Raw genomic sequence first — 15,379 nt, 5'->3', positions numbered from 1 at the left:
TACTATACTTTGAATTTCTCTTTCTCAACTTAAATAAGAATAATTTCATTTTTTAACTTGGAACCCTATAAAAGTTTGAAAGCTTAGGTTGCTTAAAAGAGTATTACTTAGTTTATATTTTGAACTTTCCTATAACTTCTGTTAGACTTTCTGCTAACTCTGCTTGAATTTGTGAATTTTTATCTATACTTTCCATGCTTGTATTTAATGTATTTATCACATCACTTATTTTATTTGTGCTTTCACTAGCTTGTTGTGAAGATGCTGCTACACCTTGAATTGCATCTGCTACACCATTTATTGTTGCACTTATTTCTTCTGTCATCGCAGCTATATCTTCTGACATTTCACTTATGAAATTAGCATCTTCTTCATATTGTGCGCTTACTTCTTCAAATTCATCATAATCTCTAGTTATAGGTCCATCTAAGAATTCTAAAATTCCATTTGCATTTTCTGATAAACTTTTAAATGCATTTTCAACTTTTTCTACAGTACCTTGAATTGTAGAAACAGTCTCCTTACATTGTTCTGCTAACGATCCAACTTCATTAGCAACTACAGCAAAACCTTTTCCTTGTTCCCCTGCTCTTGCTGCTTCTATTGAAGCATTTAATGCTAAAAGATTTGTTTGCTCTGCTATTTGCGCTATTCCATCTGCCATAACTTTTATTTCATTAACAACTTCTCCATCTTTTATAGCTTTTACTATACCATCTTGCTTTTCATAATAAATTTTTAATGAAACTTTTCTAGAATCATTAATCATGTTTTTAGATTTAATAGCTTTTTCTTTTATCATTATAGCTTTATTACTACCTTCTGTTGACCTTGCTGTTAGTTCCTCTACACTTGAATTAATCTCTTCTACTGATGCTGATATTTCTTCTGTGGCAGCTGTTGCCTCTTGAACTTGTGCTGCAATCTCTGAACTTTCTTCACTTATATCTTCGAATTTTCCTGTTATATTCTCTATATTATCTGATAATCTATTACTTTCATCTGTTAATTCTGTAGATTTATTATCTAAAATACTAACTATATCACGCATATTTTCTCTAATATTTTTTAGTGCTGTTGCAACTTCGCCAAACTCATCTTTATTCTTTATAGTAACATCATAATTTAAATTATAATGAGCTAATTCATTTGCAAACTTTTTCATGCTTTCTAATGGCTTCTTAATATCATAAATAATTCTTATAGCCATTAGTACTGATATTACTAATCCTATAAATGACATTAAAAATACTTGAAACTTACTTGATTTAGTTATTTTTTCAGCCTCTATCTGTAATTTTTCTGTATTAGCATCATTTAATTCAACTAATTTATCTGCTGCTAACACTAAGTTATTTTTTATTTCTTGATAACTTATGTACATTTCATTAATATTTTTTGTACTATCTTTTTTTACATTAGCTGAAATTTCATCTATTTTAGATTTGTAACTATCATACTGAGTGACAAAAACATTATATATTTCTTCTTCGCCTTCTAAAAATTCACCACTTGTATCCTCATCATCATAAATTTCAAAAGCTTTTTTTAAATTACTTAATGATTGTTGAATTTTCTTATTTTGATTTTCAAAATCTGATTTATCTTTTAAATTTATTTCTGCAAATGTGCAACTTATATCATATATATTTTTTTGAATATCTTTTAATGATATATTTCCATTATCATTGATTTGAATTTGTTTATGAATTTCATTTACAATTTTTAGTTCCCTACTAGATGTATATCCTATTATAAATATAAAGAGAACTATTATTGAAAATGAAACTACAAGCTTTACACCTACTTTTTTATTTCTCATAACTACCGTCCTATTCTTTATTCTCACAAAAAAGACTAGAATAATAATTTCACCCTAGCCTTTTATATAATACTTAAAATATAAACTACTCTTTTAAGCAACCTAAGCTTTCAATAGAATTTTAGTTAAAGTCTACTTTATAAATTTATCCCTCCTTACAATGCTATATTTAAATCTTTATTTCCCTCTCTTATAATCTCGAAGTTTCCTAAAAGTTCTTCAATATTTTATTTAATTTTCCTATTAATTTAAATGTTTTTTCAGTATCTTCTTAATATACTTTTATTAGTGTTTATGTCACATTTTATCATTTAGTAGTACATTTTTCAAATTCCTATATTTCATTGTAAAAAAAGCTTTAAAAAAGTTTATTAACTTTTTTAAAGCTTTTTTTATTTGCTTTTAATATTTTTATTATATGGTGCATAACCAATTTTTCTTATTACAGGTATGATTTTTACTGCCACCACTGAAGTTATTATGCTAAGTAAAATATCTCCTCCTAAACATACTATAGCACCGGACCAAATAGCTGTCATTATCCCAAAATTTGAAGTTCCTAAATACAAATTTTTTATAAGATATAAATGCACTACCCCAAAAAGATATACAAAAAATAATCCTATAAGTATCGAACATAATGAATTTTTTATAGTCAATACTTTAATCTTCTCTGTTATTTTTCCTATAAAATATGCTGCTACAATAAATCCAATCAAATATCCAAAAGTCGGTTTTAATATATATCCAATTCCCCCACCTTGTGTGAATACAGGTACTCCTAATAATCCAATAAGTACATACAATAACTGCGATAAAGCCCCTAGTTTAGCACCTAATAATATTCCTGCAAATGCACAAAATAAAAATTGAAGTGTAAATGGAACTACAGGTATTGGTATTGTTATAAATGCACCTATAGCTGTCAATGCTGTAAATAATGATACTAATATTAAATTTCTCGTCTTATACATTAGGTTCACTCCCCCAACCTTATATTTTCTTAAATAAGTATACATAGAAACATTATATTTGTAAACCTATTTTCAAAATAAGTTTACCTTTCAAATAAAAAAAGTGCTGTTAAAAACAACACTTTAAGTTCTCTAATAATATTTTTATAACTTATTAACTTCTCTCTCAATTCGTTCTAATGCATCTTTAATAATTTCTCTACTTGTAGCTATATTCATTCTTTGGAACATTTCACCTTTAATCCCAAACATACTACCATCATTAAATCCAACTTTACATTTTTTCACAAAGAAATCTTTTAAATCTGAAGCATTCATATTTAAATTTGTACAATCTAACCATAATAAATATGTACCTTCTGGTTTTACTAGTTTAATTTTAGGTATTCTTTTTTCAAAAAAATCTATAGTAAACTTAAGATTTTCAGTTAAATATTCCATAAGTCCATTATACCATTCTTCTCCATTTGAATAAGCTGCTTCCTGTGCTATAGCTCCAAAAACGTTTGGTTCATGTACACAATGCTTATCTAATTGAATATCAAACTCTTTTCTTAGTTTTTCATTTTTTATAATTATATTTGCAGTTTGAAGTCCTGCTATATTAAATGTTTTATTAGGAGCAGTACATATTATAGAATTCTCAGCAAATTCATCACTTATAGAACTAAATACTGTATGCTTATAAGGTTTATATATTATATCTGCATGTATTTCATCTGAAACTATTAAAACATTATGCTTTATACATATATCTCCTAATTTTTTCAATTCATCTTTAGTCCATACTCTTCCAACTGGATTATGTGGACTACAAAGTATTATCATTCTTGTCCTATCAGTTATTATGCTTTCTAAGTTTTCAAAATCCATATCATATTTTTCGCCATCATATATTAATGGATTTTCTATAACTTGACACCCATTATTTTTTACTAGTTTATAAAATGGATGATATACTGGTGTTTGAAGTATTACTTCATCTCCCGGCTTTGTATATGCAGCAATTATGCTATTTACACCAGGTACTACTCCTGGAGAAAATTTAATCCACTCTTTTTCTACATTCCAATCAAATCTTTTTTTAAACCAACTTATTACTGCATCATAGTATGAATTAGGTGTAAATGTATATCCTAAAACTGAATGTTCTAGTCTTTCTTGTATAGCCTTAACTATTGATGGTTCTATTTCAAAATCCATATCAGCTATCCACATTGGAATAACTTCTTCACATCCATAAAGTTCTTTAACTGTATCCCACTTAATACAATTGCTATTGCTTCTATCAACTCTTTTTTCAAAACTGTACATAATTATATTTATCCTCCACATATGTTGAATTAATTAAATAAAAGATTGCTAATGATTTTTATTATACAATTAAAAATTTTTGCAATTTTATCCCTTTTAATTATATACTATCTACTTTTTCAATCATTAACAACCTTAATTAGTATTTAAAATTTCTATAAATAATTCATTTCCTATTTGTTATCTTTTATTGTTTTCTCTGCATAGGTTCTAGTTACAATTTTATCATATGGAGCTTTCTTATCTAGTTCACCTGCTTTTTCCATAACTTCCATAAGTCTATCTAAACTCTTTTCTTCAAGTATTGGATTTTCACACCATGCATCTATTGATTTATATCTATTTACAACTGTAATTAAATCATCCATTTTTATATCTTTAAAAAATGGTGCTATTGATTTTGCTATTTCTTCTGCACTGTGAGTTTTTACATATTGTTGGCCTTTATAAACTGCATTTGTAAATTTTTGAATTAAATCTTTATTTTTATCAATATATTTATTAGTTGCTGAATAAGCTGTATATGGAATTTCACCTGATGCTTCTCCTATAGATGCTACAATGTAACCTTTACCCTCTTTTTCCATTGCAGTAGCTGATGGTTCAAACAATGTAACATAATCTCCTTCTCCTCCTGTAAATGAACCTGCCATAACATTAAATTGTATATCTGTTCTTACATTAGCCTCATCTTTCCCTGTTCCTATTTTAATGCCATTATCTTTTATAGTGTATTCTAATGTCATTTCAGGCACTCCACCTTTTCTTCCGCCAAGTATTTCTTTTCCTTTTAAATTTTCAAATTTAAATTTATCTTCCTTTTGTCTACCAACTAAAAAGCTTCCATCTCTTTTGGTAAGTTGAGCAAAGTTTATAGCATAATTATCGCTTCCTTTGTTATAAACATATATTGATGCTTCTGGTCCCATAAGTCCTATTTGAACTTCCCCAGATACCAATGCGGCCATAGTCTTATCTGCTCCTTGTGCTGCCATTAACTCAATATCTATACCTTGCTCTTTAAAAAAGCCTTCATTTATTGCAACATATTGTGGTGCATAAAATACAGAGTGAGTAACTTCTGCTAATTTAATTTTAGTTAACTTATCATTTGACTTGCTACATCCTGAAAAAATAAGCGTACACATAAATAAACTAGTTATTATAGCTGTCAGCTTCTTGAATTTCTTCATTTTTATACTCCTTTTTATTGCTCTTATAATATTTAAATCAAAATATTTAGGTTATACATTTATTTTTTAATAATATAAATTTAAAATTTAATTTCTATTAATTGTTTTCTACATTTTGTCTTGCTCTATAAACTTTTTCAATTACATTAACAATTTCATACATAATAAGCGCACATATAGCTAGTACAACTACTCCCATCATAACTAAATCTAATTTAAATACCTGACCTCCATATACTATTAGATATCCTATACCATACCGTGATACTAAAAATTCTCCAACTATTACGCCTACCCATGACATTCCAATATTTATTTTTACTATATTTATTATATTGCCTATATTAGATGGCATTATAAGCTTTGTTAATATTTGTCCTTTTGTAGCCCCAAAACTTCTAAGCATTTTCACTTTTTCTTCATCTACATTTATAAAATAATTGTATGCTGATAATATTGTTGTAACAACTGAAATTGTTATAGCTATCACAACTATTCCTTTTATACCAGCCCCTGCCCAAACAATAAGAATTGGTGCTAATGCAGTTTTAGGAAGTGCATTTAATACAACTAAAAATGGATCTAATATTTTTGCAACTGTTTTAGAACACCAAAGAAGTATTGCAATTATAATACCCAGTATAGTTCCTATTGTAAATCCTAGTACAGTCTCCCATACAGATATACCTATATGCCTAAATAGCTCACCATTGCCCATATATTCCTTAAAAAGAACCCAAATATCTGAAGGTTTACTAAATAGAAATGTATCTACAACTCCAATTCTCGCCAGTATCTCCCATTGAACTAAAAATATTATTAAAATAGCTATTTGCCAAAAAAGTATCTTTATTTTTTTTGTTTTTCTTTCTTTTAGATATTTCTCATATCCAGATAAGGAACTATTATTCTTTTTCATTTACATCAAGCTCCTTCCATAGTGTATCAAAATAATCTTTAAACTCTGGTGCTTTTCTTGCGGTTAATGGTGTTTTTTCATCTTTAACTGTAAGGTTTATATCATGTATTGCCTTTATATTTGCAGGTCTCCTTGATAATACAGCAACAGAATCTGCCATAGATATTGCCTCTGATATATCATGTGTTACTAATATAGTAGTTTTCTTTTCATTTTGTATAATCTTATATATATCATCGCTAACTAACAATCTTGTTTGATAATCTAATGCCGAAAACGGCTCATCTAAAAGTAATATATCAGGATCAACAGATAGTGTTCTTATAAGTGCAACTCTTTGCCTCATTCCTCCTGATAATTCTCTTGGATAGTTATTTCTAAAATCCCAAAGATCATATATTCTAAGAAGATGTTCTATTTTCTTCATGGCTTCATTATTTAATTTATTTTGTATTTCAAGTCCAATTGTTATATTATTCATTATAGTTCTCCACTCTAGCAAATTGTCTCTTTGAAACATATATCCAATTTTACCCTTTATATCTATTTCACCTGATGTTGGTTTAAGTAAACCACTTAAAATGTTAAGCATTGTAGATTTTCCACTACCCGATGGTCCCAAAAGTGCTAATATCTTCCCTTCTTCTAGTGAAAAACTTAAATCCTTTAAAACATTTAATTCACCTTCCAATGTATAAAAAGTCATATTTATATTGTTAACATCCACAATAGAGGACATAAATTTCACCCCCATATTATAGGATCCCAATTTAACTTTTGAATTCTATTTTTTTAAAATTAATATAGGCTTCCAAAATAATTTTAATTTATACATTTAATAATTAATATTTGGAACCAGCTAAAACTTAATAGTTGAAATTTAAATAACTCAAAATATTATATTGTTTTCCTATGACTTAAATAATATTACCTATATACATATATTATTTAAATATTACATAATTTGTGATGATTTATTTGTTATTTTTTATATTTATAAATATTTTTGTAAAAAAATAACCTAAAATTGTACATTGAAAATAATTTATAAATTTCCATAAAAAAATAGACTATAGAAATCTTCCATAGTCTATTTTGTATTCTTAAAAGGATTTTTCCCTTTGAATATTTGTTGAAAAAAATATATAACTTTTGCTACTTTAAAAAGTATGTCATTACTTTTAGAAATAGCAAACTTTTTACCCATAGCTTTTCCACCAACTGTCATTGCCGCAATTATAGCACTCACTAATGCACTAACTAATATTTGATTTAACCCTCTATTAGTTTCCAGTATTTTTGCAACAATTACAACACCTACAGATCCACTTATAATTCCTGCAACGTCACCTACAACGTCATTACAAAAATTTGAAACTTTACTTGCATTTCTTATTAATTTTACAACTACTTTTGCACCTTTTATCTTTTTTGCAGCCATTGCATGGAAAGGTGTTTCATCTCCAGCTGTAACTGCTGTACCTATAATATCAAATATAACTCCTAATAATATTATTACAAATAATATTATTAATGCTACTACTACATTAACTTGAGACAATGTTGATTCTGATATTAACGAAACAGTTCCACTTATCATAAAAGTAGTTATAACAATAATTATAAGCCACCCTCGATCACTTTTATCCTTTTTCATAGCTTTACCTTTTTTACTCGACGACCCCAATTATATCCTCCTAAAAAATTAATAAGTTTTAATATAAGTATATACATTAAAACTTTATCTTTATATATTGTAATCTATTTTCAATTTTATATTCATAATTCAAATTATATTTGTATATCTATGTTTATACATGAAATAGTGGTAGCATATTAAGTTAATTTTGCAGCTTAGGTCTAGCAGGATTTCCCATAAAGTAACTAAGATGTCGCCATCTCAGCAGTTTCCTTTTAATACCTTATCTATAGCATTACTACTATAGGGCTAGATTGCCACTTAGTCTGCACCTTAATCCCTAATATGCCTTATTTCTAAACAGCCTAGGAGATTTCCTCAACAGTTGGATATCTTTTTATCCTCTTTTGCAATATAGGTTTCAGTAAGCAATAAGTACTATCTCTTGGCCTAAGAAATAATACCTCCTCTATTACCTCCCCCTATATCACTCAAGGCAAGCTACTCTGCACATAGCTAAGTTTACCACATTGCAGGTTTAATCCATTGCCGTACTTTAGATATCTCTCCTAAAGCACATACAATGGTCTCCACGGAAGTAGGAGTCAATTTCACATGCCTTTGTGATTGTCCCACAACCTTAACTCCCAGCACCAGCCCAAAACTGGGCGTCTCAAGCCAGCACCAGGAACTTCATCGATATGCTCTTCAACGGATTTTTAGCCCCGTCCTCAAAGATATTTACCTGACTAGGATACTGCACCACTTATTCTGTTAAGATATACTATACGGTGTTTTCATTTAAAAGTAAATATCTTAAAAAGTTCAATTTAACTCAAAATAAACTCTTTTAAATAACTAAATTCTTCAATCATCTTAAATCACATTGTAGATAACTAGCACTTCTATTTTTAAATTCTACACTATTATATATCTCTATTACTTAATTAATTTTGCTGAATTTTAAAATATTATTGAATATTACCATATATATATGTGTAATTTGTTATAAACTTATCCATATTGTTATAATACCTTCCACTTCCCCCTTGTTGTAGATTTTAAGATTACAATTTTATTTTTATGAAATCGTAATCTTAAAATTTCTATTTATTATATAATGCGTTAGTAGAATTTATTAGCTCATCTATATCTTTACCTTCACCTTCAAATTCAATTACATTTTTCATTCCTTTTACACATATGCATCCAACCGACATAATAAAACTTAATGAAAATAATATAAGTATTGCCATTTTTATGGAGATAATTTCTCCTAGAACACCACCAATCAATGAACCTAGTGGCATTAATCCCATACATAATGCATTATTTATCCCATTAACCTTTCCTCTTATATCTTTTGGAATAATCATCATTGTAGCGCTATTAAATATAGTGTTAAATATTACATTTAGAAATGCACTTAAAAAAAGGACTATTAAAATAATATTATAATTTCTAATTAATGAAGTTGTAGAAAATCCAAGTGTACATAGGACTATAGATATTCTATATAGCTTATATTTTATATCTTTATTTAAGTTTAATATAGACAATAATATGCTTCCGCTCATCATTCCTATAGCAAGAATAGTCATCGCAAATCCGTATCTTTTAGGTCCTAAAAACGATGTTTGCTTAAAATAAGGTACTAATAAAATTAATGCACCTTGAAAAAATAAATTTATTCCACATGCAAATATAAACACATTTCTGAATGCCTTAAAACTCCATATGAACTTAAATCCTTCTTTAAAATCTTCTTTGAATGTAGCATCTACATTTTTTCTTTCTATTCTAGGTATTTTCATAAACATTTCTGTAAAAGCTGAAAATATATATGAAATTCCATTAAATAGAAACATATATGGTGCTCCTATTGTTACATATAATATTCCCCCTATTGCATTTCCAAGCATGTCCATTCCAGATTGTGCAATGCTTGTTACTGAATTTGCTTTGACTATTTTAGATTTATGAACTATATCTGGTTTTACTGACAACACAGCTGGATTAAAAAATGCTGAACATAATCCATTAGTTATCCCAACTATAAACACCATCCAAACTTCAATAAATTCTAACAAAGCTGCAACTCCAACAAATGTTACAAATATACCTCTTATGAAATCCGTTAAAACAATAATTTTCTTTCTATCCCATCGATCTACAAACACACCTGCAAAAGGACCAAGTATTACTCTTGGTAACATGGTTAGTGCTGCCAACGTCCCCATAAGTGCTGTAGATTTTGTAACATCAAAAATCCAAAATTCTAGTGCTATAGCATATAAAACATCTCCTAATACAGAAACTAATTGACCTTGCCATAATAAAAAGAAATTTTTATTCCAAAGTTTTATATTTTTTTCCTTAACAATTTCTACCTCTCCCATTTTTGCCCCCTATTTACTTATAATTAAGCTTTAATATCCACTTATACCTTCTTGTCTACATTTATTGTCTACTTTATTAAAAATAAATATTCCCAATGCTAAAAAAATAAACATCATAAATATCAATATAACAAATTGATATTTTAAATCTATTATTGGATTTACTCCAATAATTAAAGCTCTTACACTATCATTCATATATGTTAATGGTAATACAAAACTTATAATCAATAGTGCTTTTGGGAATATTTCGATTGGAAATGCTGTACCTGAAAATCCTTGCATTAAACCACTTGATACATCAACAACAGTGTTAGCATTTTTTAGTATTAATACTATACTTCCTATAATTAATCCTATTCCTATATATGAAATTATTCCTGGTATTATAAATATTAAAGATTTTAAAATTCCATGAGTCACATTAATATTAAATGCAAAATAGCAAACTGTCATTGTAAGTACTATTTCTATTGTTGCCATTATAAACTCAAATAGAATATTTGAAATCATAAGAACTACCCTGCTAACAGGCATTGTATAATTTGACTCTAAAACACCATCCCACATTTCTTCTTTCAAACTAAAACCTGCTCCCCACATAGCTGCTGTTAAATATGATGCGAGTACAAACCCTAATACTATAAATTCCATATAATTATCTGAACCCGTCATTTGCTTAAAAGAACTACCATTTCCAAACACCTTATTCATAAAATAATATGGTGTTAACCATATTATGGGTTGAAGTATTACACTCAATATATTCAATGGATATCTAAAATAAATTTTCATTTTAATTATTATCTTTTGTTTTATAACTTTTAAAATATGATTAAAATCCATGATACCCCCCTTAAAATCTAGATAATGATCCTTCTACTCTAACTTTTCTTTCTACAAAATAAAAAGATATTCTTCCAATAATTATATATATAATTCCTATTAATAAACATTTAATCAAATCTTCTTTTACTCCTGAGATTCCTAAACCATTAATCATAATCCCTCTTGCTGCTTCAATTCCAAAGGTAAAAGATAAACATTTTGAAACCCCTTGTAATACATTAGGCATAATTATTATTGGAAAACTTATTCCACAAAGAGCCATTACTAATCCTCTTACTAACATTACTGCTACATTAGCTTCTTTAACCCAAAATACTAAACATGAGAATATTGCCCCAATTCCTATTACTCCTGGAAGTAATACTATAAAAATTACTATCCATTCTAATATTCCACCTTGAAATTGTGTTCCATATAAAATCTTATATTCCAAAAGGCTTACTAAAACATAAAGTGCTGAACGTATTACTGTTATAGATGCACCACCTAATAAAATATCAAATTTCTTTATAGGACATATCCACAACGATTCCAATGTTCCTTTTTTTTGTTCTTGTCTTAAAAAAGTTCCAAAACTCCACATGGTCATATTTACCCACATATATACCATACTTCCAATTAATATGAAGCTTTTATAATCAGTAGTTCCTGTTAATGCTTCAAAATTTTTAAGTCCACTGCCATCTTTCCCTGCCAATGCTACGGCACTTAATATATATAAAAGTGGAAATATAACTGGCCAAATAAGCATATTTATTATCCAGTCTTTATATCTAATAAGTTCTAAGAATTCCTTTTTTCCTATATTTTTTATAGTTTTTATTCTATACATTTAAAACACCTACTCTCTTAAAGCTTTTCCAGTAAGCTTTATAAATACATCTTCTAGAGAAGGTTTTAATACATTCATATTTTTTATACTTAAGTTTTCTTTAGTTACTATATTTATTATTTCTTGAACTATTTCATTTCCATCAGTATGGTGAATTAAAATCTCATAATTCCCCGTATCTTCTAAATAATTTTCTAAAACATTTTCCACATAAGCTATTTTTTTTAAATTCTCAACTGTATTTGTATTAATTTTATCAACTTCTAGTTTAATAATCTTAACTTTACTAACTTCTTCTTTTAATTTTTCACTTGTGTCTAATGCAATAACTTTTCCATTATCAATTATTGCTATTCTATCGCATAGATAATCTGCTTCTTCCATATAATGAGTTGTAAGTAATATTGTTTTTCCCTCTTCTTTCAATTTCATAATTATTTCTCTTAAATTTAATGCTGATTGAGGATCTAATCCTAATGTAGGTTCATCTAAAAGAACTACTGGTGCATTAGGTATAAGTGCTTTACCTAGCGCAACTTTTTGTTTCATTCCAGTAGAAAATTTTTCCACAGTTACATCAGCTTTATCAATAATTCCTAGCTTTGTTAGTATTTCTTCTGTACGTATTTTAGCTTCTTTAGTTGATAATCCATATAAATTTCCGAAATATTCTAAATTTTCTCTAGCTGTTAATTTCCAATATACACTTCTATCGCCAGCTAACACACTTCCAATTTGGGCTAATGCTTTAATTTGTTTTTTATCTGTATCTACACCATTTACTAAAACAGTCCCGGATGTAGGTTTTAAAAGCCCCATTATCATTTTTATAACTGTAGTTTTTCCTGCACCATTAGGTCCTAAAAGCCCAAATATTTCACCCTTATTAATTTCAAAACTTACACCTTTTACTGCCTTAAAATCAGTTTTTTCTACTACCCTAAAAAATTTTTTCTTTTTTATTATAAATGTTTTTTTTACATCTTTAACTTCTACAATTTTCTCCATACCCCACTCCCCCTTTAACTGATTGTTAAATTACTATTTTCACATGATCCCCCTCTTTTGATTCCACATCTACTATTGTCATTCCCTTACAAGTTCTATTTAACTTTCTAAATGCACGTTTTAATTCTCTACTATCCATGTTTTCAAATACTTTATTTAAATCTTCATTGATATTTTTTTTACTTGCTTTGCCTGCAATACTTATTCCTAATCCAATAAAACACATAGGAATAGGGATTTTGAAACCCCTATGTCCACTTTCTTTAATAGTAATCCACATATTTTTCACCCTTTTAATAAACATTATTTATACTTCTATTTTATTTCTACTATAACAAAGTCACCATCAGCACTTTCAACTTCTACAATTCTTCCACAAACACCATTTTCAATAGCTTGTTTTATAACTTCCATATCCACTTTATCATCTAATTCCTTCATACTTGGCATTTTATTAGTGGCATCTAATATTGTTTTTATAAAACTTATAGGTATTTTCACCTTTACTTTATCTCCATCTCCTGACATTACAAAAACATATAGCATCATTTCACCATTTTTTGGTGTTTCCTCTAAAAATTTTTGTGCTGCATCACTAATTTCCTCTTTTGAAAAAGCTTTCTCACTTTTCTTAGGTTTATCATTTTCTATAATTACTTCTTCACCATTATTTAAAGCATCTATAAGCTTTGCAGCTGCTTCTGAATCTATTTTCCCATCTTCAACCATCTTTAATATTCTCATTACTTCTGATTTCATTTTATTCTCTCCCTTATATATAAATTTTTACTTTAACAAATTCATAGCCTCTTCAGGTGTTATTTCACCCTTTTCTAACATATCTAAAATCTTGTTATTATCATTTAAAGATTTCTTTTCACTACTTTTATCTATATCATTTTTTTCTAAGTTTAAATTTTCTATAACATCGTCTAATTTACCTCTTACTGTTGGATATGATATACCTAATTCCTTTTCTACATCTTTTATACTTCCTCTACACTTTAAAAATACTTCTACAAATTCTAACTGTTCCTTTGAAAGACTTTCAAACTTAGAAAACGAAAATTCATTTTCTATAACTGTATTACATTTGCTACATTTTAATTTCATTATCTTAAGCTTTTCATTGCATACTGGACATTTACTTAGTACTTTATACATTATTTCTTCCTCCTTAATAAATATTATATGCTTCTCTTTAACTTTTGTAAACATAATTATAAATAAAATTAATTTTTATATTAATTTTATTTATTTATGCTGTTATTAAAATAAATATTTTTAATTGTTATATTAATTTTTCTTTTATTTCACTAATTTTTTCATTTATACTTATCTCTTTAAGAATATTATAATCATCTAGTAAAATAACATCTCCGCAATATAAAAATATCATTTTTTCATCACATTCTTTTATCTTTGCTATTACCAAATTATAATCTTTCTCCTTAATTTCCTTTTCTATATCTTTTAGTTTTTTTATTATTTCTACACTTCTCTGTACTTTAACATTACTCACAGTTATTAACATTTCAAATATATTTAATACTACTGTATCGTAAAAATTATACTTTTCTTTTTCTCCAAAATTATATTTATATAATTGCATTGCACCTACTGAAATTATATTTTCTCTTATGAGTCTATCTTCGTCTATAATTACTTCATTGAAGCTTGGTGAAAACATACTAGCAAGTTCATCTAATGATACTTCATCTTTAAGTTCTATAATTTTTTCAACTCTTTCTAACACTTTATCCTTTGGTAAAAACGTCTCCTGTCCTGTAAATGTAGCTGTTTTTATAAACCATTCTTCTGGTATTAACTTTTTTCTTTTCCATCTATATAACTGTCCATAAGAGATACCTGTTAACTCTAATAATTCTTTTTTAGAAATTAATTTTTCACTCATACTAACCTCTCCTTCTCAAATGTGATACTAACGATATTGCAGTTTATTACTATATTTATATTTGAAACTAATTAATAATTAATTGTTAATCTTTTATAGCACCTTCGTAGCTGAGGTTTTAACCTTGGCGGTCTTTGATTTCCACACTGACCTAAGTCCAGGTAGAATGAATTCCACCCTACGTTTAAATCAATAATTTTATGATTCTAAAAATACCAACGTGTAATAGCAAGAATGAATTCTCGCCTACAGAGATTTGGGACAAGTTATCATTTATTCCCTTCGTAGCTGAGATTTCAGTTTTATCATTCATTGTTAATTGTTCATCGTCAATTGTTAATTTTGCTACTATACTTTAAATTGTTCTTTCTCAACTTAAATAAAAATAATTTAAAATTTCAACTTGTATTCCTATATAGGGTTCCAAGTTCAAATTTTAAATAACATCTTTCTCAATTGAAAAACTTTTTTCTTTTATCAAGAAACAGGAATTATTTAAATTAGTATTTCTTTTA

Annotated in this window: 15 protein-coding genes; all 15 read right to left on the bottom strand. The window is 27.4% G+C overall.

Translation table 11 applies throughout. The features are described from left to right. Nucleotides 1–112: 112 nt before the first annotated feature. A complete protein-coding gene (locus tag BN346_RS16195; protein ID WP_040330007.1) occupies nucleotides 113–1,822 on the bottom strand; it encodes a methyl-accepting chemotaxis protein in 1,710 nt (569 codons plus the stop codon). A 392-nt stretch (nucleotides 1,823–2,214) separates the two neighbouring features. Next, nucleotides 2,215–2,796 (bottom strand): biotin transporter BioY, encoded by a 582-nt coding sequence (locus BN346_RS16190; protein ID WP_040330006.1) that lies wholly within the window; start codon nucleotides 2,794–2,796, stop codon nucleotides 2,215–2,217. Between the two features lie 144 nt (nucleotides 2,797–2,940). Further along, the gene (locus BN346_RS16185) at nucleotides 2,941–4,113 is read right to left on the bottom strand and encodes a MalY/PatB family protein (RefSeq protein WP_040330311.1); all 1,173 of its coding nucleotides are present in this window, start codon (nucleotides 4,111–4,113) and stop codon (nucleotides 2,941–2,943) included. Nucleotides 4,114–4,283: 170 nt separating this feature from the next. Beyond that, nucleotides 4,284–5,303: an ABC transporter substrate-binding protein gene (locus BN346_RS16180; RefSeq protein WP_040330004.1), complete on the bottom strand. Its 1,020-nt coding sequence runs from the start codon at nucleotides 5,301–5,303 to the stop codon at nucleotides 4,284–4,286. Between the two features lie 97 nt (nucleotides 5,304–5,400). Continuing rightward, nucleotides 5,401–6,222, bottom strand: a complete 822-nt coding sequence (locus BN346_RS16175) for an ABC transporter permease (protein WP_040330002.1) — start codon at nucleotides 6,220–6,222, stop codon at nucleotides 5,401–5,403. Continuing rightward, nucleotides 6,209–6,961 (bottom strand): ABC transporter ATP-binding protein, encoded by a 753-nt coding sequence (locus BN346_RS16170; protein WP_040330001.1) that lies wholly within the window; start codon nucleotides 6,959–6,961, stop codon nucleotides 6,209–6,211. Before BN346_RS16170 ends, BN346_RS16175 begins: the two co-directional genes overlap by 14 nt. A 351-nt stretch (nucleotides 6,962–7,312) precedes the next feature. Further along, nucleotides 7,313–7,879 carry a CNNM domain-containing protein gene (locus tag BN346_RS16165; protein WP_051540485.1) on the bottom strand — a complete coding sequence of 189 codons (567 nt, stop codon included), beginning with the start codon at nucleotides 7,877–7,879 and terminating at the stop codon, nucleotides 7,313–7,315. Between the two features lie 1,088 nt (nucleotides 7,880–8,967). Beyond that, the gene (locus BN346_RS16160; RefSeq protein WP_040330000.1) at nucleotides 8,968–10,260 is read right to left on the bottom strand and encodes an MFS transporter; all 1,293 of its coding nucleotides are present in this window, start codon (nucleotides 10,258–10,260) and stop codon (nucleotides 8,968–8,970) included. Nucleotides 10,261–10,290: 30 nt separating this feature from the next. Then, nucleotides 10,291–11,106 (bottom strand): ABC transporter permease, encoded by an 816-nt coding sequence (locus tag BN346_RS16155; protein ID WP_040329999.1) that lies wholly within the window; start codon nucleotides 11,104–11,106, stop codon nucleotides 10,291–10,293. 10 nt (nucleotides 11,107–11,116) lie between these two features. Further along, complete coding sequence (locus BN346_RS16150; RefSeq protein WP_040329998.1) at nucleotides 11,117–11,941, bottom strand: ABC transporter permease; 825 nt, start codon at nucleotides 11,939–11,941, stop codon at nucleotides 11,117–11,119. A 9-nt stretch (nucleotides 11,942–11,950) separates the two neighbouring features. Then, the gene (locus BN346_RS16145) at nucleotides 11,951–12,949 is read right to left on the bottom strand and encodes an ABC transporter ATP-binding protein (RefSeq protein WP_040329996.1); all 999 of its coding nucleotides are present in this window, start codon (nucleotides 12,947–12,949) and stop codon (nucleotides 11,951–11,953) included. Between the two features lie 25 nt (nucleotides 12,950–12,974). After that, on the bottom strand, nucleotides 12,975–13,229 hold the full coding sequence (locus BN346_RS16140) for a hypothetical protein (protein ID WP_040329995.1): 255 nt from the start codon (nucleotides 13,227–13,229) through the stop codon (nucleotides 12,975–12,977). A 35-nt stretch (nucleotides 13,230–13,264) separates the two neighbouring features. After that, nucleotides 13,265–13,708 carry an SHOCT-like domain-containing protein gene (locus tag BN346_RS16135; protein WP_040329994.1) on the bottom strand — a complete coding sequence of 148 codons (444 nt, stop codon included), beginning with the start codon at nucleotides 13,706–13,708 and terminating at the stop codon, nucleotides 13,265–13,267. 27 nt (nucleotides 13,709–13,735) lie between these two features. After that, complete coding sequence (locus tag BN346_RS16130) at nucleotides 13,736–14,116, bottom strand: DUF2089 family protein (protein ID WP_040330309.1); 381 nt, start codon at nucleotides 14,114–14,116, stop codon at nucleotides 13,736–13,738. Between the two features lie 124 nt (nucleotides 14,117–14,240). After that, nucleotides 14,241–14,864 (bottom strand): DUF4004 family protein, encoded by a 624-nt coding sequence (locus BN346_RS16125; protein WP_040329993.1) that lies wholly within the window; start codon nucleotides 14,862–14,864, stop codon nucleotides 14,241–14,243. Nucleotides 14,865–15,379: the final 515 nt, after the last annotated feature.

Origin of the sequence: Clostridium ihumii AP5 (genome assembly GCF_000612845.1) — a bacterium.
GTDB lineage: Bacteria > Bacillota > Clostridia > Clostridiales > Clostridiaceae > Clostridium_J > Clostridium_J ihumii.
This window is presented reverse-complemented; position numbering and strand designations above follow the sequence as displayed.

Excerpts from the sequence above, each read along its gene's own strand:
- BN346_RS16195 (WP_040330007.1), bottom strand. The coding sequence starts at position 1,822 with ATGAGAAATAAAAAAGTAGGTGTAAAGCTTGTAGTTTCATTTTCAATA.
- BN346_RS16190 (WP_040330006.1), bottom strand. The coding sequence starts at position 2,796 with ATGTATAAGACGAGAAATTTAATATTAGTATCATTATTTACAGCATTG.
- BN346_RS16180 (WP_040330004.1), bottom strand. The coding sequence starts at position 5,303 with ATGAAGAAATTCAAGAAGCTGACAGCTATAATAACTAGTTTATTTATG.
- BN346_RS16175 (WP_040330002.1), bottom strand. The coding sequence starts at position 6,222 with ATGAAAAAGAATAATAGTTCCTTATCTGGATATGAGAAATATCTAAAA.
- BN346_RS16170 (WP_040330001.1), bottom strand. The coding sequence starts at position 6,961 with ATGTCCTCTATTGTGGATGTTAACAATATAAATATGACTTTTTATACA.
- BN346_RS16165 (WP_051540485.1), bottom strand. The coding sequence starts at position 7,879 with ATGAAAAAGGATAAAAGTGATCGAGGGTGGCTTATAATTATTGTTATA.
- BN346_RS16160 (WP_040330000.1), bottom strand. The coding sequence starts at position 10,260 with ATGGGAGAGGTAGAAATTGTTAAGGAAAAAAATATAAAACTTTGGAAT.
- BN346_RS16155 (WP_040329999.1), bottom strand. The coding sequence starts at position 11,106 with ATGGATTTTAATCATATTTTAAAAGTTATAAAACAAAAGATAATAATT.
- BN346_RS16150 (WP_040329998.1), bottom strand. The coding sequence starts at position 11,941 with ATGTATAGAATAAAAACTATAAAAAATATAGGAAAAAAGGAATTCTTA.
- BN346_RS16145 (WP_040329996.1), bottom strand. The coding sequence starts at position 12,949 with ATGGAGAAAATTGTAGAAGTTAAAGATGTAAAAAAAACATTTATAATA.
- BN346_RS16140 (WP_040329995.1), bottom strand. The coding sequence starts at position 13,229 with ATGTGGATTACTATTAAAGAAAGTGGACATAGGGGTTTCAAAATCCCT.
- BN346_RS16135 (WP_040329994.1), bottom strand. The coding sequence starts at position 13,708 with ATGAAATCAGAAGTAATGAGAATATTAAAGATGGTTGAAGATGGGAAA.
- BN346_RS16125 (WP_040329993.1), bottom strand. The coding sequence starts at position 14,864 with ATGAGTGAAAAATTAATTTCTAAAAAAGAATTATTAGAGTTAACAGGT.